The sequence below is a fragment of the Synechococcus sp. BDU 130192 genome (assembly GCF_963876085.1).
Classification (GTDB): domain Bacteria; phylum Cyanobacteriota; class Cyanobacteriia; order Cyanobacteriales; family MRBY01; genus MRBY01.
Window position 1 is genome coordinate 15,321 of record NZ_CAWNNO010000001.1, and the last position, 18,975, is coordinate 34,295.

Annotated in this window: 21 protein-coding genes; 1 reads left to right on the forward strand and 20 read right to left on the reverse strand. The window is 43.3% G+C overall.

Translation table 11 applies throughout. From position 1 onward, the window contains the following. Positions 1 to 166 precede the first annotated feature (166 nt). From AACT35_RS00080 to AACT35_RS00090, 3 genes are read right to left on the reverse strand one after another with little or no spacing between them, the layout of a single operon-like run. Positions 167 to 436 (reverse strand): TIGR02450 family Trp-rich protein, encoded by a 270-nt coding sequence (locus AACT35_RS00080; protein ID WP_030008139.1) that lies wholly within the window; start codon positions 434 to 436, stop codon positions 167 to 169. Positions 437 to 487: 51 nt separating this feature from the next. Continuing rightward, positions 488 to 1,363 (reverse strand): ABC transporter permease, encoded by an 876-nt coding sequence (locus tag AACT35_RS00085; RefSeq protein ID WP_099237298.1) that lies wholly within the window; start codon positions 1,361 to 1,363, stop codon positions 488 to 490. Continuing rightward, positions 1,353 to 1,811, reverse strand: coding sequence for a hypothetical protein (locus AACT35_RS00090; protein WP_012307136.1), 459 nt, complete (start codon positions 1,809 to 1,811; stop codon positions 1,353 to 1,355). Before AACT35_RS00090 ends, AACT35_RS00085 begins: the two co-directional genes overlap by 11 nt. 162 nt (positions 1,812 to 1,973) lie before the next feature. On the opposite strand from AACT35_RS00090, the gene obgE reads away from it, so the two are divergent. Further along, complete coding sequence (gene obgE / locus AACT35_RS00095) at positions 1,974 to 3,038, forward strand: GTPase ObgE (RefSeq protein WP_099237464.1); 1,065 nt, start codon at positions 1,974 to 1,976, stop codon at positions 3,036 to 3,038. Here obgE and AACT35_RS00100 read toward each other — a convergent pair. The 17 genes from AACT35_RS00100 to AACT35_RS00180 all read right to left on the reverse strand — a co-directional run bounded on the left by AACT35_RS00100 (position 3,001) and on the right by AACT35_RS00180 (position 18,965). Next, a complete protein-coding gene (locus tag AACT35_RS00100) occupies positions 3,001 to 3,579 on the reverse strand; it encodes a putative colanic acid biosynthesis acetyltransferase (RefSeq protein WP_099237300.1) in 579 nt (192 codons plus the stop codon). The genes obgE and AACT35_RS00100 overlap by 38 nt on opposite strands. Positions 3,580 to 3,668: 89 nt before the next feature. Further along, positions 3,669 to 4,079, reverse strand: coding sequence for a hypothetical protein (locus AACT35_RS00105; protein WP_099237302.1), 411 nt, complete (start codon positions 4,077 to 4,079; stop codon positions 3,669 to 3,671). Between the two features lie 33 nt (positions 4,080 to 4,112). Further along, positions 4,113 to 4,565, reverse strand: a complete 453-nt coding sequence (locus tag AACT35_RS00110; RefSeq protein WP_065710721.1) for a hypothetical protein — start codon at positions 4,563 to 4,565, stop codon at positions 4,113 to 4,115. Positions 4,566 to 4,600: 35 nt separating this feature from the next. Beyond that, positions 4,601 to 5,200, reverse strand: a complete 600-nt coding sequence (locus AACT35_RS00115; protein ID WP_099237304.1) for a YdcF family protein — start codon at positions 5,198 to 5,200, stop codon at positions 4,601 to 4,603. Between the two features lie 36 nt (positions 5,201 to 5,236). Then, positions 5,237 to 6,037 carry a glycosyltransferase family 2 protein gene (locus AACT35_RS00120; RefSeq protein WP_099237306.1) on the reverse strand — a complete coding sequence of 267 codons (801 nt, stop codon included), beginning with the start codon at positions 6,035 to 6,037 and terminating at the stop codon, positions 5,237 to 5,239. Next, entirely contained in the window at positions 6,030 to 7,226 is a 1,197-nt protein-coding gene (locus tag AACT35_RS00125) for a glycosyltransferase (protein ID WP_099237308.1), read from the reverse strand. Before AACT35_RS00125 ends, AACT35_RS00120 begins: the two co-directional genes overlap by 8 nt. A gap of 7 nt (positions 7,227 to 7,233) precedes the next feature. Further along, positions 7,234 to 8,607, reverse strand: a complete 1,374-nt coding sequence (locus AACT35_RS00130; RefSeq protein ID WP_099237310.1) for an O-antigen ligase family protein — start codon at positions 8,605 to 8,607, stop codon at positions 7,234 to 7,236. 13 nt (positions 8,608 to 8,620) lie between these two features. Then, a complete protein-coding gene (locus AACT35_RS00135) occupies positions 8,621 to 9,679 on the reverse strand; it encodes a glycosyltransferase family 4 protein (RefSeq protein WP_232321318.1) in 1,059 nt (352 codons plus the stop codon). A gap of 62 nt (positions 9,680 to 9,741) precedes the next feature. Further along, positions 9,742 to 10,869 carry a glycosyltransferase family 4 protein gene (locus tag AACT35_RS00140; RefSeq protein ID WP_099237466.1) on the reverse strand — a complete coding sequence of 376 codons (1,128 nt, stop codon included), beginning with the start codon at positions 10,867 to 10,869 and terminating at the stop codon, positions 9,742 to 9,744. A 104-nt stretch (positions 10,870 to 10,973) separates the two neighbouring features. Further along, positions 10,974 to 11,864, reverse strand: a complete 891-nt coding sequence (locus AACT35_RS00145; protein WP_099237312.1) for a hypothetical protein — start codon at positions 11,862 to 11,864, stop codon at positions 10,974 to 10,976. 67 nt (positions 11,865 to 11,931) lie between these two features. Then, positions 11,932 to 12,642 (reverse strand): FkbM family methyltransferase, encoded by a 711-nt coding sequence (locus tag AACT35_RS00150; protein ID WP_099237314.1) that lies wholly within the window; start codon positions 12,640 to 12,642, stop codon positions 11,932 to 11,934. Between the two features lie 138 nt (positions 12,643 to 12,780). Continuing rightward, complete coding sequence (locus AACT35_RS00155; protein WP_099237316.1) at positions 12,781 to 13,740, reverse strand: hypothetical protein; 960 nt, start codon at positions 13,738 to 13,740, stop codon at positions 12,781 to 12,783. Next, positions 13,737 to 14,714, reverse strand: coding sequence for a glycosyltransferase (locus AACT35_RS00160; protein WP_099237318.1), 978 nt, complete (start codon positions 14,712 to 14,714; stop codon positions 13,737 to 13,739). Before AACT35_RS00160 ends, AACT35_RS00155 begins: the two co-directional genes overlap by 4 nt. An 18-nt stretch (positions 14,715 to 14,732) precedes the next feature. Then, positions 14,733 to 15,761: an acyltransferase family protein gene (locus AACT35_RS00165; RefSeq protein WP_143596745.1), complete on the reverse strand. Its 1,029-nt coding sequence runs from the start codon at positions 15,759 to 15,761 to the stop codon at positions 14,733 to 14,735. 43 nt (positions 15,762 to 15,804) lie between these two features. Continuing rightward, the gene (locus tag AACT35_RS00170; protein WP_099237322.1) at positions 15,805 to 16,494 is read right to left on the reverse strand and encodes a sulfotransferase family 2 domain-containing protein; all 690 of its coding nucleotides are present in this window, start codon (positions 16,492 to 16,494) and stop codon (positions 15,805 to 15,807) included. 54 nt (positions 16,495 to 16,548) lie between these two features. Next, complete coding sequence (locus AACT35_RS00175; RefSeq protein WP_099237324.1) at positions 16,549 to 17,757, reverse strand: glycosyltransferase family 61 protein; 1,209 nt, start codon at positions 17,755 to 17,757, stop codon at positions 16,549 to 16,551. A gap of 44 nt (positions 17,758 to 17,801) precedes the next feature. Continuing rightward, positions 17,802 to 18,965, reverse strand: a complete 1,164-nt coding sequence (locus AACT35_RS00180) for a glycosyltransferase family 4 protein (protein ID WP_216820497.1) — start codon at positions 18,963 to 18,965, stop codon at positions 17,802 to 17,804. Positions 18,966 to 18,975: the final 10 nt, after the last annotated feature.

Here is an 18,975-nt window from a genome sequence, read left to right on the forward strand (position 1 = left end):
ATCGATGTATTGTGTCGGCGGATCTTTAGCGAAAAATTATAACTTTTGGATTTTATTATGTTTGTTCACCGGCGTCTAGCGTCTATGGACAGCTCCCGTGGGGATCAAGAGATCAAGGAGATCGCCTATTTATCACCAATTTTACAGGGCATTTTATTCGCCATGACTAATCTTGCCAGAAGGGAACTTCGGGGGGCTGATTCATCTCTTCGAGGGTTTTCCAGCCCGCTTCCCATAGTCGTTGATCCTTGAGTTGTTTGGCATTGATCCAAAATCGGGTGTCAGGGTCACAGGAGGATACTAATTCGGCAAACACCCATTTCCCTTCATTGCGGCGGTTCATCACCTGGAAATGTCGCCAACCGAAAGTCTTTTGGGTGGCGGTCCATTTAGACCCAAGGAGATGGGGAAAGCGTTGTTTTTGTTTCTTCGCCATGGCTGAATTAATGCTCGATCACACCCTAAAATCGGGGTCGTTTATTCTAGCTTAGTGGGACGCGCTTTTCGGATCAAAGGCGTCTCGGAGGCCATCGCCAAGGTAATTTAAACTGAGCACCGTCAAAAAAATCGCTAAGCCTGGAAATAGGGCCATGTGGGGAGCTGTGGTGACGAAATTTTGGGCATCATACAGCATTCGCCCCCAAGTCGGAATGTCCGGTGGAAACCCTAAACCAAGGAAACTGAGGGTTGATTCGGTGATGATCGCGTTACTCACGGACAGGGTAGCGGCGACGGCAATGAGACTGACCAGATTCGGCAGAAGATGTGTCCTGAGGGTGCGGAGGGGATTGGCCCCCATGGCCTGGGAAGCGGTCACAAATTCTCGGTTTTTGAGGGTCAAGCATTGGGCGCGGACTAACCGGGCGATCGCCATCCAATTCAAGCTGCCGATCACCAGCACCACGAGGAGAAAGGTGCCCCATTCTGCCCCGGCGATCGCCCGGAGGGATTCCCGAAACAGATAGACCACCAGGAGTAATACTGGCAGTTGGGGGAGGGATAGAAATAGATCCGTCAAACGCATCAACAATTGATCGAGCCAGCCACCATAAAAGCCGGCGATCGCCCCAATCACAGTCCCTAAACTAATCGCCACAGCCATCGCAGCCAGCCCGACCGTCAGGGAAACTTTGCCCCCAAACAACACCCGCGCCAATTGATCCTGTCCAAGGTCATCGGTGCCAAAGGGGTGTTCCCAGCTTGGTGCAAGGGCACTTCTGGCGAAGTCAATGCCATCGATGGGGGTCTGGTAAATCAGCGGTAGGCCAAAAACCAACAAGGCGATCGCCCCCAGGACAATCCCCCCAAGTACCGCCAGACGATTGCGGCAAAACCGTTGCCAACTGCGCGTCTTATTCCACATCCTCGTTATCGTAATAGAAAGGACGCACCCGGGACGTGAACCCAGACGCCTTAAATTTTTTCAGTTGGAGGGGTTCCGGCTGATTGGCAGCGACCGATACCGGGATCTGAAACTCACTAATGCCTGGTGGTACTTCTAAAATAGTGCCCACACGACCGCGATTCTCAAAGGTCGGCGAACCATTGGCATCATAAATTCGCCCAAACACATCCGCATCAACAATATATTTACCCGATGTGTTTTTCGCTTTGCCTTTAATCATGAAACAGTTTGCATCTTCATTGGAGCCGCTGGTCACAATTCCCTGCATCTCTGCGGGACAGCGCTCATAGCTCAAGTCAGACAACTGAATCGGCGTGAGGGCCAAGGCCTGGCTGAATGGAAATAACCCCAAACAAAGCCATAAACATCCCGCGAGAAAGCTTACGATGATGCTGCGTCGTTCCATGGATTTCCCTCAATGTCGAAAATTTCCTCTAGCATAACAATTCTATTTTTTTCCCAAGACTTCCGCTAGATTACAGTTCCAATCTGGCGCATCCGATGGCGGAAAAGCAGAGTATAATAATTGATTGCCCAGATTGCCCAAAATCACCAGATTCTATTTCCCATGCAATTTATTGACCACGCTGAAATTGAAGTTATCGCCGGAAAAGGGGGAGATGGAATCGTTGCCTTTCGTCGCGAAAAATACGTGCCTGCTGGTGGCCCGGCGGGGGGCAATGGCGGCTGGGGGGGTTCAGTGATCTTCCGGGCAGAAGAAAACCTGCAAACCCTCCTCGATTTTCGTTATGCCCGCACCTTCAAAGCCCCGGACGGCGAACGGGGTGGCCCCAATAATTGCACTGGCGCTTCTGGGGAGGATCTGATTGTGGATGTGCCCTGTGGCACGGTAATTTACGACCGGGAAACCGACGAAGAAATTGGTGATTTAGTTTTTCATGGACAAACCTTCTGCGTCGCCAAGGGCGGTAAGGGAGGCCTGGGAAACAAGCATTTTCTCAGCAATAAAAACCGCGCCCCGGAATATGCTCTCCCCGGCTTAGAAGGAGAAATCAAGCAACTGCGCCTAGAATTAAAATTACTGGCAGAAGTGGGCATTATCGGCCTCCCCAATGCCGGGAAATCGACCCTAATCTCTGCGTTGTCGGCGGCCCGGCCCAAAATCGGCGCTTATCCGTTTACAACTTTAATCCCTAATTTAGGGGTGGTGAAACGGCCAACGGGAGATGGCACGGTATTTGCGGATATTCCAGGATTAATTGAGGGGGCACACCAGGGGGTGGGCTTGGGCCATGAATTTTTACGTCACATTGAGCGCACAAAGGTTTTGGTGCATTTAGTGGATCTCAATGCGGAAGATCCAATTAAAAATTACAAAACGATCCAAGGAGAACTAGAAGCTTATGGTCGCGGTTTACCAGAACTCCCCCAGATCATTGCCCTCAATAAACTCGATGCAGGCGATCGCGAATTTGCAGATTTCATCACGGAGGAATTACGGCGGCTGACCGACGCCAAAATTCTGACCATTTCAGCGGTATCCAGAACCGGTCTAGAACAGTTGCTACAAGAGATTTGGGACGTCTTAGACCACCTCAAAGAGATCAGCCGAAATGAAGCCCCCGAAACCTCAGTCATGGATCTTGAAAGTCTTCGCATTGCAGATGAATGATGCGGGGTTTTAAGGCGATCGCCGGATTGCCGCCATAGATCGTCATCGGGTCAAGCGATCGCAAGGCAACACTCCCTAAACAAAGCACCGCCCCTTCGCCGATGGTGACACCGGGGGCAATGCTACTGCGGGCCCCCAGCCAACTGCCCCGTTCAATGTGGATGGCACGGGTGATTAGTTTAAAGGTGGGGTCGCTCCAGTCGTGGTTACCGGTACAAAGATAGACATCCTGGGAAATACAAACATGGTCAGCAAGGGTAATTGGTGCCAAGTTATCAAACCAAGTATTTTCGCCAATCCAGCAATGAGCACCGATGGTCAGTCGCCAGGGAAATTTAACGCGCACGCCGGGTTTAAGCCTCACCCCTTGACCAATGGTGGCGCCAAAGCGTCTCAATACCCAAACTTTAAAAGAGGATGGGGGGAGCAACCGAGTTCGCACCACGGGATCACCGATAAAAAACCACAAGAGTTGCCTTAGAAAGGAAGCACCGGGAGTGTAGTTTCCGGTGGTATAGCGGTCGAGATGGATAAAACTCACAACAGCAATTTTTAAATTGAGCGAAAATTCAAAGGCAGGGATGGTGATAATGTCTTAATGGCCGAAGACAAAGAAGGCGATCGCCTTCTTTACTCCCCATATTCCTGAAGAAAACTGAGAAAATCGGTTAGGGCTGCTCCGGTTTCTCGGCCAGGGGTAAGTTGATACCGTGTTTGGAGAATAAAGCCTCGATTTTGGATTCGAGCACGGCGAGCCGCTCGTTCTCTTTCTTGAGCTGCTCGATCTCGTTCTCGATTTGTTTCGTCCTCTGCTCGTGCTCTCTCGTTCTTTGCTCGATTTCCAGCGTGCCACTCAAGGCCGAGATTAGCCAGGAGAGCCGTTGTCCCCAACGTGAACGCCAGGAAACTCCACTGGAGGATGGTGAGGGGGAAGAGTTGGATTGGGATTGTATCGGTGTCGGCATAGAACCTCAGGAGGGCAGCAACGGCATAGAGAAAGGTGGTGAGGGCACGGGGCAGTAGAGCGAGAAAACTAACCATGGTTTTAGTTTAGCCAAAAGGCGATCGCCTTCTTTACTCCCCATATTCCTGAAGAAAACTGAGAAAGTCTGCTAGGGCTGCTCCGGTTTCTCGGCCAGGGGTAAGTTGATACCGTGTTTGGAGAATAAAGCCTCGATTTTGGATTCGAGCACGGCGAGCCGCTCGTTCTCTTTCTTGAGCTGCTTGGTCTCTTTCTCGATCTGCTTTACGTCGTTCTTCGTCCGCAAGAGCATCGCGTCGAGTTTCGCGTTCTCTTTCTTCAGCCTCTCGGTATCGGCTTCGATTTCCAGCGTGCCACTCAAGGCCGAGATTAGCCAGGAGAGCCGCTGTCCCCAACGCGAACGCCAGGAAACTCCACTGGAGGATGGTGAGGGGGAAGAGTTGGATTGGGGTGGTGTCGGTGTCGGCATAGAATCTCAGGAGGGCAGCAACGGCATAGAGAAAGGTGGTGAGGGCACGGGGTAACAGGGCTAAAAAGCTTACCATGATCCCATTTTAACCTTTCTGATTTGGTGAAATACTTACAGGTTGCTTGAAGGAAATGCTACTCCCAACTTGGGATGTAGGCTGGCTCCGGTACGGCCGGTGATGATCCAGAGGATTGCTCGCCCGATATCACGGGAGACATGCCAGAGGGTTTCGTGAGGTTGGTTGGAGGGAATGGGGATGGGGGTGGTGATAATGCCGCGACTGCCGAAAACAAAGAAGGCGATCGCCTGGGCACGACGCATATGAAAATCAGAGGTGATTAGGTAAACGTGCTGGATGTGACGATCGCCAAAGTCTTTAACGAGAGTGGTGAAGTTGGTGACGGTATCGATGGCACGATAATCAAGATGAATGCGATCGCGATTGATGTTTGCGGCTTGAAAGATATCCTTGGCGATTTGACGAGATTGACCGCTAGAAACCCAAATATCGAGAGTTGGGTGTTGCTGGGCAAAGTTGGCGGCAAATTCTTCCCGACCTAAACCACCTCCAAGGGCTAGGATGGCTTGAGGTGTAGGAGCTTGAATCTGTGCGAAAATTAAGCGGACGGGAATAAACCCAATAAGAAAAATGAGGCTTGTGGTAGTAAAGATTACCCACGGTTTGCGGTAGTTTTTTGCGCAACGCAGCATCTAATTTCGGCTGATAAAGATGGTCAGCGTGCTTTTCTAGTTTAGTTTTTGTGGGGGTCGAGTCGTCGTAGAAAGGTCAGACAAGTCAGCTTCGATGAGGCGTAGACTAAGGAGGGTTTCGGCAAAGACGCGCTGAAAGGCATAGTACCAGCCGTGCCAACCGTCGAAAATACCGCCTTTAAGGATGAGGCAATAGAAAAAGATGATGATAGGTGCAAGGATTTTTTGTTTGCGGAGGCGATCGCCCCAACCTAATTCTGATAGGGGAGTTTTCTGAAGCTTTTTAACTTCGAGCACCATATAGCGATCCTGCGCCCAGAGCCAGCGACTAAGGGATTTGCGATCATCATGGTAAATATGCCCAGATAACAAGGTTGTTTTTCCTGCTATCTGTACTCGATGGGCATGGCCATCTTCTTGATAAGTGGCTTTTCTTGCACGATACAACACGGTTCTTCGGGGAAGTAATGTACCTCGCAACGGCTTACCAAAGACGCAGTATTTGAAGGGAACACTGTAGCCATTGATTGCTGGATTGTCTTGCAGTACTTTGAGTTGCTGAATCAAGTCATCACTTAAAACATAATCTGCATCCAAGGACAAAACCCATTCTGTCTGAATTTGTGCCAGACCAAAATTACATTGATCAGCAAAGGATGAAAATTCTCGCTGGATAACTTCAACTTGAGCATAAAATTTCAGAATCTCAAGGGTTGTATCGGAACTGAAGCTATCAATGACTACGATGCGACTTGCCCACTGGAGTTGTTGCAGGGTACGCTCGATATTTGGGGCTTCGTTATAGGTCAGGATCAGTGGTGTGATTGACTCAAACATGGCGATGGGGCAAGGGTTGATTCTGGATGATGGCGTCGTATATTTCGACTAAATTCGCGGCGATTTTGTCCCAGGTATAGTTTTCAACAATAAACTGTCGCGCGCGATCGCCTTTTTCTTTGGTGACTTCAGGTTGAAGCAAACAGGTGCGGATTGCAGTGGCGATCGCCGCTTCATTCATCTCTGGAACTATTCCTAGATCCTGCTGTTTAACAATTTCCGAAAGAGCCACTCCAGGCGTGACAACACAGGGAAGTCCTGCGGCGAGAGCTTCCAGGACAGCGATACCAAAGTTTTCAGAGTAAGACGTGAGAGTAAACAGATCAGCACCTTGCAAAAGGAGATCTTTTTTTTCTCCTTCGATGAAGCCCAACATCCGGGTGCGATCGCCTATGTCCGATTGTTGAAGGCAAGTATAAATTTCATTTTCATAATTGGGATCACCACTGCCTGCGATAAGGAAGGTAAATCGTTGATCTACCAGTTGCGCTAGAGCCTGAATTAGTATTTCTATGCCTTTTTTTGGATGGAGACGCGAAAGAAATAGGATAATAGGTTCGTCACTAGGTAGATTTAGCCAATAGCGTAACTTTTGGTGAGCATCAGGATATTTTGAGGAAATCTGTAGACCATGAGGCAGGATAAATGAAGGTGCAGCTAATCCCAACTTAGATATTTCACTCTGCTCAAGGTAGGAATTGAGATGCAATCCTGAACTACCATTCAAATTCCAACGTTCGATTAAATGGAGATATATTTGCTTTTTTAGAGCACTTTGTTGCAGCGACCACTGGCACAGTAATCCATGCAGAGAAACAACATAAGGAATATCCCTGAATTGGGCTAGAGCCATTGTTAAAGTACAAGGCAAAGAAAAGAGGGCATGGACATGGACAAGATCGTAGCGATGTAGATTTTGCGACAGCCAGGTGATAAAGGGTGGTGAAATTGCAAACTCTCGTATTGCTCGCAGTGGAGGAGAAAACCGTGGAAAAAAGTAAATGGGGACTTGGCAGTACAGTACCTTTTGGGCTAACGGTACATCAAGCAAATTGCGGCCAGAGTCATTGACGGTGGCAATTTCAGCCGCAACACCAGAGCTTTGTAAGGCTCTGACCATTTCTAAAACTGCTTGACTAGTACCGCCTTTAACTTTTGAGATAGAGGCAATAACGTGAAGAATACGCATTTCACTTTTAGATATTGGGGTAAAGCTGTTCAGGATAATAGGAACCTGGTGCTTCTCCGGATGGAAGCCTGGAATTCATAGCTTGGTGTAGCTCGATAAGATACTGTCCGAGCGATAGATATAGCAACAATGCCAGTGAGGGGAAAGTGATCGTACCAAGTAGAAATGCTTCGAAGATACTACCTACTAGCAGGGCAGCTAATCCGGCAATAATAGTATTGCTATGGAGCGAATACATAGGGCTACGGGTTGCAATCTGATCTAGTTTGAGAATCAGACGAATACAACTGACCCCGAAAAAAAAGAGAGGAATCAGCCCAACGATGCCTAGGTTAGCAGCAATGGCTAACCACGAGTTTTCGCCATAGCCAAGGCGATCGCTTTGGAGGGGAGCGCCAAAAAATGGATGGGCGCTAAAAGCATTCCACATGGCTCGCCAGACGCGGAGTCGGGAATTTTCCAGCTCAGTATCAAGCAACTGGTTAGCCACACTATTTGTATCCAATGTGCTTAAGATCGGAACAAGCACTGCCACAAATAAACCAATGAAAAATGCAACGCGAATAAATTGGTTCTTGCCCCGGCGAAAAAAGAGTAGAACAGCCAAACATCCCATGAGTGCTCCCGTACGCGAGGCAGTTAGAAATAGGGCAATGAGAACCAGTACCAGAGCGATCACCCAAAAGATTTGCTGTCGCTGTTGTCTTTGAGCCTGCATCAAGAAGAGCAAGCAAGGCACTGTGGTTGCCAAGAGAGTTGCCGCATGTTGGGGGTTGCCAGTGGTACCGAGTAAGGCCCCATGGACGAAAGTGATGGGATAGAGGTCAAAGAATGCCTGATAGCCATTGGCAATCACGAATAAAACTCCCACACTAGCGATCGCCCAAATCGCCAAATAGAATTGTCCATCGTCCTGGAGCCAACGGGATGGGCCGAGCCAGACCATCAACACAGTACTCGCAAAGGTCATGAATGCTAGTAAGGCGAAGGAAAGACTACCAGAGGCAAAAGTTTTGAAGAAAATCAGTCCTTGGATCGCCATCAAACACCATACAGCTGAAGGCATAAAACGTTGTCGCCAGCTCTGTTTATTGGGAGTTTCAACGCCAAGCCAAAGCAACAAACCAACCAGAAGAAGACTCAGGGGCCGACCGGCGGCGCGGAGTTGCTCCAGAGGAAAGACGAGATCTGGGGGATCGAGAACGTATTGGTCTCGGAACTCACTGAGAGATGCAGCAAAACAGCAAAGAGCAACTAGCAACCAGGCCATACGAGGCGATCGCCGGGCTTGATAAGCCAAAATAACGCCAATAACTGCACACACCATGCCCAGGGGGCTGCTGAGAAGATTAATAAATTGGCTAAGAAATGCTGAGCCCATAAAGGAGTCCTTACTATTTATTGCTTATGAGTGACGGGGAATTTGACTGATGGGCGGGCACTAACTCATTCAACAATGCAACCCATCGCGTTGCCCAAACATCGGCAGCATAGGGGGCGGCAAGTTGCTGCGATCGCCTGCCCCAGGCCGAGAGTTTATCATAGGCTTTATGAATACTCAGCAAGGCAGTCACCAGAGCCTCAACATTCTCTTGTGTAACCACTAGACCGTTATACCAGGAGCGGACTACTTCAACGGCAGAACCACAAACATCAGTACAAACAATTGGCAAACCAGCGGCGGCGGCCTCCACTAGGGCTAGGGGCCAGGGGTCAAAGCGACTGGGGAGGACAAAGGCACCTGCCTGACTCCACATTTTTGTCATGGCATCGGGTTGAACAAAGCCTCGGTTGATGATGCCAGCTTGATTTGTTAAGAGATGTTCTAATTCACCCTTGCCACAACAGACCAACTGCCATGGATTTGTTACCTGTTGGCGATATTGTTGATAGGCGGCCACCAGCTCTTGGAGACCTTTTTCTTCACTGTAGCGCCCCACAAACAGAAACGACCGGGGCCAGGAAGATTGGCAACGGACATTAAGGAGAGGAGAGAGGGTTTGGTAGTCAATGCCATAGAGGCCGGTACTAATGTGGTCTGGGGCAATGCCTAACCGGCGGGCATACTGCCAACTGCGTTCTCCGGTAACAACCACATGGGAAAAGCGATTCAGGTAGGGACGCAGTACCCAGGGAGCACACCGTTGTTTCCAGGTGCCCCACCAAGGGGTATCCATACCCATAATAAATTGACTGGATTTCAGGTCTGGGGTAAAGGCCAATTGACGATAGGGGGGATGGAACCACCCACCGATAAAAATCACGTCTGGCTTTTGTTCGCTGACAATTTGCTGAATTAAGCTTGTTTGCTGGCGTTCTTCTAGGTCGAGCAGTCGATGGGGAATGCCCTCCACGAGTTGGTCGTTAAAGGCAGTTTGGGTTTTGGCTTGAAATGCAAGGACAAAGGAGTCAACTTCAGGAATTTTTTGCAGTTCTCGCCAACAGGCAGCCATATAGCCAGAAATGTCTGACCAACAAAAAACAATGTTTAAACTCACAATCAAATTAATTATTGTTATGCAAAGGTTTGAAATGCCTCAATAACTCGGTCAGCACAGGCAGACCAGGTGTGGGCAGCAGCGTGCTGCTGCCCGCGTTGGATATAGTCTTGTCGGAAGCGAGTATTGTTTTCCAGTGTTATTAAAATATCCACAATGTTATCAGGCTTATCCGGGTCAACGATGATCCCTGCATCACCAACAACTTCGGGGAGAGAGGCACGATTAGCAACTACAGCGGGTACTCCAGCAGCCATTGCTTCCAAGGCAGGAATGCCAAAGCCTTCGTAGAGAGAGAGAAATAACAGTCCTAGGGAGCGGCGAAGTAAGAGGGGTAGGTCTTCGTCGGAGACAACGCCAAGCAAGGTTATGTTGGGATGATCTTTCGCGGCTTCGATGTAGTCGGGGTCGGATCTGCCTGCGATGACGATGTGAATATCGCTTTTTCGCTGGCGCAGGTGCTTGGCAACTTCGAGGAAAGAATCACCGCCTTTCTTTTTGCGCAGTCCGCCAATCATAAAGACGTAGGGAGCTTCCACTGGGGAAGGAAGGGTGTCAGGTGGGGTAGTAGCAATATCGAAAAAAGGTTGATCGATTCCATTGCCAATCACCACAATTTTTCTGGGGTCTGCACCTAACAATGCCACCATACGCTGTTTTGAAAATTCTGACACGGTGAAGACAACTCGACTATCGTTCAGCGATCGCCTTACCCACCGCCCCCACTTGTAGCGAAACCAGCGATGCTGCCAGCTCTGGGACCAGGGCAACTGTGACTCAAAGGCTTGGATGTCGTGGAGGGTAATGGCAACGGGACATTTGGAAACAGGGAGATAGGTTTCCATCGGGGCATAAACCCAATCAGTACCATCAGGAATATGGCGATCCAGTTTAGGCAAGCCGAGGAGTTTCCAACTGCGTTCAGTGGGGTTTTCGGGTGTAGGGAATGTATAAGTGGGCAAGTCTCGTAGGGGACAGAGGGTGTCGAGTTTATGGTCTGGGCCAAGCCACTGTTTTGAGACAAGGAGATTAAGATTGATGCCTTCGGTTTGGTGGAGTTGGTGGAGAACGGCGTTGATATGGCGCCCGACACCTGTGCAGGGGAGGTAGGTGCGGAGAGGATGGATGTAAGAGATTATACGCAAATGCAAAAACAATAGATATAGTACGACTAAATTTACTTCAAAAGTCAGAAAGATTAATTTGTCCTTGAGAAAGTTTGAATTTTACTTTTGCAAAAGAAACCTCCCTAAGAGATTAGCTTTGAGAATCGACTCATAGAGCGCTGGAAAAGCGAAGAACTCACACCTTTAATTCCACCCAAAAGTTTCAAAAAAGTATGATTGCTACTAAAATTAGTCAATGACATTCTTACCCTTTCAATTTCAGTCATATACTTTATTTGGGTAGCATAATCAGCAAAATGAATAATTTTAGGCTCATAAGAATGGTTATTCACTACTACTTTCCTCTTTGTGGATAGTATATCTGAGAAGTAATAAGTCATACCATTTTCTTGGAGAGATACAATATCCGATAAATCTCTTGTCTGTACGGAGAAACCATTGCTCATCAGTGCCATAGCAATTAACCTTTCATCACTCATTGAACCTCCTCTAGCGCGTATACAACCAAGCTGATCATATATTGAGCGCATTTTTCGAGCACGTTCAAAGATGCCAGTCTCATTTTTTTTAAATAGATAGAAATCCCCTGTAAAGAAAGGGATGACTTTTACATTAAAATACTCTTTAACTCTATTACAATCGAGGAACCAGTGCCCAACATGATTAATATTTTTACCTAAAGCGACAAAGTTAAGGTGTGAGTACTTTTGAAAGATTGATAATAAGTCGCTATATACTAATGAATCTGAGTCAATGAACATAGTTTGGCCAGAAAAGGGCGTTAGCCTGTCGATGTTTACTTTAGCTGAAACGCCAGGCCAATCCGAAAAATTCCAAGTTATAATCTGATCATAAGGATGAAAAAGTTCTGACTCACAGGAATTATGATCACAAGCTAATGCAACTGGAAGCTTAGGGTTACTCTTCTTTATAGACCAAGCCAAACATGCGGCCTGAATATAAAATTTCTTTTTCCCGTGCGCAATCAAAAGAACGCCATTATCATCAGACATCACCAAACTCCATTAAACGTAGAAATTAAATTGATCTGACAGTGCCTAGATTTCATGCTGTAACTTTCTATAAGTATGGCTCGAACAATGCATTTGTTACTCGAATTGGTCCATGGCTTCCCTCTGTTCTGACAAGATCATAAAAACCAGTTAAAACATATCCGTAACCTCCCAAAAACTCAGCAAGGCTAAAAAAAGAGGTATTGTTTGTTTTGTGACGCAGAGTTGTTGCTTCTGAAACAATAAACCTTATTGATTTTTTATCTAACAAGTTTTTGCCTCCGGATAAAACTTCTAAATCAAAACCTTCCGTATCAGTTTTAAGAATATCGATTTCTTGTATTCCGTTTAAACTGCAAAATGAGTCTAGCGTAGTAACTTTGACCTTTTCTATCTTGTGATTATGCTTGGCAGCAAATGATGAATCTAGAACTGAAGAGTACTTCGAGTCTTCAATAACATACATATCCAACTCGTCTTCTTTATTTCCAAAGCCAAAATTTAAGGGAATGACATTTTTAAGCTTTTTACAGTTATCAACTAGTTTTTCATATGTCTCTGAGATAGGCTCAGCCGCATAAATTCTCGAACCTGGTAAATAACGACAAAAGTCATTAGTAATTTCGCCAACATTTGCGCCGACATCAAAAATCACCATAGAACTTTTATGCTTATTCCAGAATCTAAGATCATGCATTAAAGAATATCCCCTTGTCTTTCTTTGATCTAATATCAAAAAAGGCAGGTGTTGAAGAATTTTTCTGATTTTCTTTTCCATTTTATTCACTACCAAATTAGGGCCTTGCGAAGTAAACAGCTAAATTCATTGATCTCAAAATTCTTTGAGTTTCATTTTTCATATCTTTGTTTGCTTATGCAGATTGATTTAGGCAATTCATTTTTTATGTAAATATTTCTATATTTTCAAATTTTTGATTCTATGGTACAGGCCATTAATTATTCGACTTCTCTTCAATACAAAAAATGGCCTAATTAAGGAGAATTTAGCTAAATCTGTTATCTGGAGTAAAGGTATAGAAGCTTTAGGTTTTGAAGGTAGAAAAAATTTGTTAAAAAATTTTCTTTGAGGCATTATAGCATTTAAGGAGAATCCGGCCCAGTGTATTATTAGGACTCTTTTTTTATGGTCTAAGCCTCCATAATCCCAAACAAAATAACTATTTTGGGATTTGTATATGTATCCAGATTGTCGTGCCCAGCTATTTTGACAAATACCTCCTAAGACTTCGGCAACATGACCATAGCGAACAGGCTTCATATCACAGCAGTAGTTAATAAATGCTTGGTCGGTATTACGGGGATTCAATTGTTCTCTCACTTTGAGTGCATCATTAGCAAACCGCTCAAATTCTTCTAGGGTAAATAGACTTTTTTGAGATGCCCAGCGTCCTGAGTTAAAGCCTCTGGCTTTGCCTTGACGTAGTAGTTCTCGACGCAGTTCGCCTGGTTCATAGACCTGATTGATGGCGCAGTCGAAGTGGAGTAGATCGAAGTTATAATCGCCTAATGCTTGAATCACAGGTTTCAGGTCTGCTAAAACTACCTGTCGAGCATCGAGATACATGAACCGATCGCATTTCCCCCAAAAAGCAGCATAGCGACGGAACCAGTAGGGGCCCGTGGGAGTATGTCCTAGTTCAAAAGCTTGACCAATGGCCTCTAGCCTTGCAAAAGATGGATCTTCGTAAATTTCAAAGTTGTAGGTGTCTTGGAGTTTCAGCAGGCGATCGCACTCATCATTAAACGGAATCAAGATCAGCCGTAGGTCTGGATTAAAGGTGCGGTAGCTGTTGAGGAAGGCGATCGCCCAATCATACACCACATCATTGGCGGAGAAATAGACACCAATATTCATCGTTTATTTAATCGTCTTAGGACTTTAAGCTTACCTAATTGAGACATACATTGCTCTGCAAAAACAGGATTAAGTATTTTTACTAATTGTGGATAGGGGACATTCCCAACGATGCAATTTTGGCGATCAAGATCATAAGCCGCCAGAAAATATTGCTTAGCTCCGTTCTTGTAGCCTTCGCGCAAAACAGCCCGGCCAAAAGCCCAAAAACGTTTTGCCAATACTGCTCTAAGTTCCTTTGATAAAGGTTGATTGGTTGTTTGTTCTATAAGTGCTTGATGTTTTCTCAATATCTCATATTGGAACATAGCTCCCTTACTGCTGTAACCTTTTTGGCTAATCCGACCATCACTGACATACTCACGATATTGATAAATGGGAGTGGAATAATAGAGAAAGTTGACCCCTGCCAATACGAGACGCAAGTGTAAATCATGTTCCTGCCCCCTGGGCAAGGATGGATCGAATCCTCCAATTTCTAATAAATATTCCCGTTTATGTAGCGGACAAGATGTTAAAGGGCTATTTGATAAGATGTGGGCTATGGAGTCCTCCTTGGCTGTCCTAGGCCGAAGAGGATAACCGGGCAGTGTATTGCCATTTTGATCAATTCGAATCGCATCACCATAAACAATCGCTTTAAGTCCTGGATCTAATTGTTGAGCTTGCTGAATCTGGTGTTCAAGACAGTCAGGTAACAGAATGTCATCTGCATCTAAAAATTTAATGTATTTTCCCTTAGCTAACTCTAGTCCCCGATTGCGAGCGATTGGTGCGCCTTGATTGGCTTGGGTTTCCCAGTAAATGCGATCGCCAAATGAGTGAAGGATGTCGATGCTGCCGTCTGTTGAGCCATCGTCTATCACGATAACTTCCACATGTGGATAAGTCTGATCGAGAGCACTGGCGATCGCATCCTTGACGTAGGCTGCACTGTTGTAGCAAGGGATGACGACAGATATCAACTGAGACATTTTGAACTCTATGAATTTTTAGCCTGATTTAGCAGGTACTTGCACAGGCAAAACTTTTTTACTAACGAAACTTCTCAAGGGAGAATCAACAAAATATGCGACGAGGTGAGCTGCCGCAAGCATTACAGCTAATCCACGTGCAATAGAAACTTCTACATTTCCTAAAAGCTCGGACAGCTTTTGGATAATAATTCTTCCGATATTCATGTGGAGCAAATAAAATGGGTAGCTAATAAAACCCAGCCACTGAAAGAATTGAAGAGATAGAAATTTCTTTAGATAAAACAATAGTTGAGCAAAACAAAAAATAGAGGTAACACAAAGTACAACATAAAAATCATAGGTACTCGATGTCAACGCGGCTATGTTAGCAAAGACTAATGTCAAGTAACCTACTTTGTAATTCAAGATACGGATTGAATAGATAGAAATTCCAATCAGGAATAAATGACTATATTCAACAATAAATAATCCGTATAATCGCCAATATGTTGACTTAAGCAATAATGAATCAAAAGTATTTATAAATTCATTGATGCCGAATGAATTTGTGAGTGCATACGTAAGCGTGATAAGACAGAAGTAAACTAAAACAAATCGAAATCTTTTTAAGAAGTAAAATATGAGCGCGATCACAATATAAAAGAAGAGTTCTATCTGTAACGTCCAATATGCACCATCAACAAATTTAATGCCCAAGAATTTTGGCATCATGAAAAAATTTAATAGAAAATGAAGTACAGAGACTTTTCGTTCATCAGGACCATATAATGTGGTTATGATAAAAGTAATTGGAACACAGAACCAAAATATAGGAAAGAGCCGGATGAATCTAGCTTTAATGAAATTAAGAATATTTTTCTTAGAATTAAGTGAAAAGAAAATTACAAAACCACTAATAATGAAGAAAAGTTCAACGCCATGACGACCATATTCAAAAAATAAGGGTTTAGAATCATAGGAAGCGCCAATGTAATGAAATAAAGCAACAGCTAATGCTGCAAGTCCCCTTAAGCCATTTATCTCTGGATAGTAGCGTTTAGTCATTAGAACAGAACCAAAGAAGAAATATATATGCTTGGTGTAAATACTAGAACTCAAATCCAAAAGTTTCTATTTCTCTAGAGAATAGTTGCGAAATCATATTTTTGTCATCTAAATTCAACAAATGACTATAATGAACTTTTCTAGTTCTAAACTCTGATTTTGCACGAGGCAGTAGTAGAGGCTTATCTAAATATAATAAACTTGTCAATTCTTGAACTGCTGTGTTTAAGTCTTGATACATATATACTTTATCGACAGCAATTTTGTTATTTATGCTATATAGTTCAAAGTCACTGAATTTTCCTTTTGAAGCTTGGTCTTTAATAAATTCAGATAGCGGAGGTCTATCATCAGACTGACATTGCCAATAATAATGAGAGACGACTTTATCCCAAGGATTTCTCTCAAAGCAAAACTTAAAATAGCTATTCCAGCTATTATCACTAATTTGCTCACGAATTTTTTTGGCAGATATGTGATTGTAAAAGCTAATAAACCTCCTTCTCTTTTGTAGCAGTTTTTTCCAAGCCTTAGGAGACAAAGATTTATATGTTATGGAGTGATTTTGAGGGCCTCTAAATCCTAATTCTTTTCTTAGTAATTCGTCTTTAGGTGAAATTGGAGTAATAATATCTTCTTCTCCACAAAACTGAGACAAGGCAATTTCAAGACTAGTGCCTGCGGTTTTTCGTGTCTTAATAAAGATAAACTTATGCTTGTGTGAGATTATCATAATAAGTTATCAGATACTTGTCTTAAGTGTACTTAGATTCTTTTATGAGTTAGATTAAAAACTGTTTTTTATCAAATCAAGAAGTAAATTGATTTCAACATAAATATTGGGTCGCTTATTAAAAGCAGATAATTCATCAATATTTCCTTGTATACACGAATAACTCAGTCCGAGGGTTTTTGATAGTAAAAAATAAAATGGGAGTACACGGTCTGAAAATATTTCAATAACATGAGCTTTAGTACAAAATAAAATATTGGCGAGACCAGCTCCATGTGGTGAAATAATTATTTCTGCGTTATTGAATAATTCATACTGTTCAAGAAAGTCAAGCTCATCAAGATAGTACATCTGAAAACCATAAGATCTTAACTTTTCAAGCACTTCGTCTTGGTTTAAAATGCACCTACCTTCATTTAATTTTCTGCCAATAATAAATCTACTAGAATATCGAGGGCTTTTCAAAAAAGGTTCTGAATTTTTATGAGCTGATCGAACTTTTTCTCGAAGCCAATTACAATTATCTAATGAATACCTAAAATGGTTGCGTCTGGGCGATAAAACCAAAAGTTCTTTAAAGCTGCCCACATTGCCATTCAATTCTACACACTGATTTTCTTTAATGCCAAAGGCCTTTAAGATCGACTTTTGCCACCTAGTAAAAGAAAAAGTAGTAATGTATTTAATATTCTTTGTATTGATAGAAATTTCATCTAAAGCCTCTAATCTATTGATGCCATCAAAAAGCCAATGAAAATAGTTATTGGGATTACGAGTGTTGAGAAAAACACCAAAATTAACTTCGATTGTTGGCTGATCTTTACCTAATAAACGCAATTTTTGGGGTAAAAGTTCTGTCAAATGTTCATCAATTACCGCATTTCTTCCACCCAATTGTTCCCACACCATATAGGAATCATCTTGTGCTCTTACCAGAAAACTATTAGGAAAACTTCTGACATTACTAGCAATGTAATAATATGGCTGCTCAACAGTATATTCACCGTATAAGTAGTTCCACTGTTTCGTTATATTTAATTTATCCTCTTCTTGAGATAATGGCTCAATTCGAATAATTTCAGCTTTACTATATTTATGTATTGAATGAGAAGAATGAAATTTTGAAGAAATTTGTAAAATTTCATTTTCCCTGAAAAATCTAAGCGCGAATTTAACTTGTTGATAACGCCTCAAAAACTTCAAAGTATATCTCTTGATTTGAAGTGTAATTTTTAAAAATTGATTAACCGCAAGAATTTTCATCAGGTGAAATAGTCTAAATGTCTAACTATTCAAGTTTATTAAATTTATGCTTTAAAGCTACTTATCAAGTGATCAACATTCTTTTCTAAATCAAGCTTTTTTCGTAGAATATTATTTGTCGAATTTATATTTTGAATATTTTCAGAATTGGTTTGCAACGCTTGTAAAGCCATATTTAGTGCTTTAGAAACGCAAGATACGGGATCATCAATATCTGTATCAACGAGAATTCCCCGTGGACACATTTTTATCGCCTCACTTGCACCACCGCTGTTACCACCGATAACAATATTGTTGAAGTATGCAGCCTCAATAAAACTAATTCCAAATCCCTCGAAATCAGTGCCTTTCACTGAAGAGTTAGGCATAATAAATATATCGCTTTTTTGAAGTAAAAATTTTTTTTGACCTTCAGTTACACTTCCAAGAAATAGAATTTTTCCACCAGATTTTTGCGCTAACTGTTCAAGGTCTTCTTTTTCAGGGCCTTCTCCAGCAATAACATAATAAATATTTTTAAATTCCGCATTTAAAATCAATTTCAAAAATGCCTGAATTGAAAAGTTTATTCCTTTACGTTTTACAAGTCGACAAACTGAAGAGATAATATAAGCATCTTTGGGTAGCTCATCTAAGCTCTCTATCGGCCGGGGCTCTAATTGATCCAAATAATCAAACCTGCCTCCTGGATACCAAATATTTCGAGAATTCACTGCTGAAACGTTTGAATATTTTTCAAATAAGTTTGCAGTTGCAAGTGAATTGAATATTAAACGTTGAGAGTTGCTAACCAAAAAATCTAATAAGTCACTATTTTTACAAGAGATCCTCAAAATATCTTTACCGTGTAATAACACAATAAATTTGACTTTAAATTTATGACATATCTTAATAAGAGGGATTGCATATAAATCATCAATATAGGTGAAGAAAAAAGTGCTTTCTCGATTATTCAAAATGAGAAAGATACATTTTAAGTAAAAAAACTTGTACTGTAAAGATTGGATTTTATTGTGTAAATGCTTAATAGGTAATTGAGTCGGAATCCAATTTATTTTGTAAGGTGCAATAATTGGAAGTTCATTATCTTCAACTTGAACAACAGGAGTGATTACAGAATTTAGAATTCTTTGCTTGTTCAAAGTGTTTGCAATCTGGAGCGAAAACTCAGCAACTCCACCTGTCATGGGCTTAAAGTCTGCTGTCACTAGAAACCAT

What these genes read in the sequence shown, in the direction of transcription:
- AACT35_RS00080 (WP_030008139.1), bottom strand. Translation starts at nt 436, where the DNA reads ATGGCGAAGAAACAAAAACAACGCTTTCCCCATCTCCTTGGGTCTAAA.
- AACT35_RS00085 (WP_099237298.1), bottom strand. Translation starts at nt 1,363, where the DNA reads ATGTGGAATAAGACGCGCAGTTGGCAACGGTTTTGCCGCAATCGTCTG.
- AACT35_RS00090 (WP_012307136.1), bottom strand. Translation starts at nt 1,811, where the DNA reads ATGGAACGACGCAGCATCATCGTAAGCTTTCTCGCGGGATGTTTATGG.
- obgE (WP_099237464.1), top strand. Translation starts at nt 1,974, where the DNA reads ATGCAATTTATTGACCACGCTGAAATTGAAGTTATCGCCGGAAAAGGG.
- AACT35_RS00105 (WP_099237302.1), bottom strand. Translation starts at nt 4,079, where the DNA reads ATGGTTAGTTTTCTCGCTCTACTGCCCCGTGCCCTCACCACCTTTCTC.
- AACT35_RS00110 (WP_065710721.1), bottom strand. Translation starts at nt 4,565, where the DNA reads ATGGTAAGCTTTTTAGCCCTGTTACCCCGTGCCCTCACCACCTTTCTC.
- AACT35_RS00115 (WP_099237304.1), bottom strand. Translation starts at nt 5,200, where the DNA reads ATGCTGCGTTGCGCAAAAAACTACCGCAAACCGTGGGTAATCTTTACT.
- AACT35_RS00120 (WP_099237306.1), bottom strand. Translation starts at nt 6,037, where the DNA reads ATGTTTGAGTCAATCACACCACTGATCCTGACCTATAACGAAGCCCCA.
- AACT35_RS00125 (WP_099237308.1), bottom strand. Translation starts at nt 7,226, where the DNA reads ATGCGTATTCTTCACGTTATTGCCTCTATCTCAAAAGTTAAAGGCGGT.
- AACT35_RS00130 (WP_099237310.1), bottom strand. Translation starts at nt 8,607, where the DNA reads ATGGGCTCAGCATTTCTTAGCCAATTTATTAATCTTCTCAGCAGCCCC.
- AACT35_RS00135 (WP_232321318.1), bottom strand. Translation starts at nt 9,679, where the DNA reads ATGGCTGCCTGTTGGCGAGAACTGCAAAAAATTCCTGAAGTTGACTCC.
- AACT35_RS00145 (WP_099237312.1), bottom strand. Translation starts at nt 11,864, where the DNA reads ATGTCTGATGATAATGGCGTTCTTTTGATTGCGCACGGGAAAAAGAAA.
- AACT35_RS00150 (WP_099237314.1), bottom strand. Translation starts at nt 12,642, where the DNA reads ATGGAAAAGAAAATCAGAAAAATTCTTCAACACCTGCCTTTTTTGATA.
- AACT35_RS00155 (WP_099237316.1), bottom strand. Translation starts at nt 13,740, where the DNA reads ATGAATATTGGTGTCTATTTCTCCGCCAATGATGTGGTGTATGATTGG.
- AACT35_RS00160 (WP_099237318.1), bottom strand. Translation starts at nt 14,714, where the DNA reads ATGTCTCAGTTGATATCTGTCGTCATCCCTTGCTACAACAGTGCAGCC.
- AACT35_RS00165 (WP_143596745.1), bottom strand. Translation starts at nt 15,761, where the DNA reads ATGACTAAACGCTACTATCCAGAGATAAATGGCTTAAGGGGACTTGCA.
- AACT35_RS00170 (WP_099237322.1), bottom strand. Translation starts at nt 16,494, where the DNA reads ATGATAATCTCACACAAGCATAAGTTTATCTTTATTAAGACACGAAAA.
- AACT35_RS00175 (WP_099237324.1), bottom strand. Translation starts at nt 17,757, where the DNA reads ATGAAAATTCTTGCGGTTAATCAATTTTTAAAAATTACACTTCAAATC.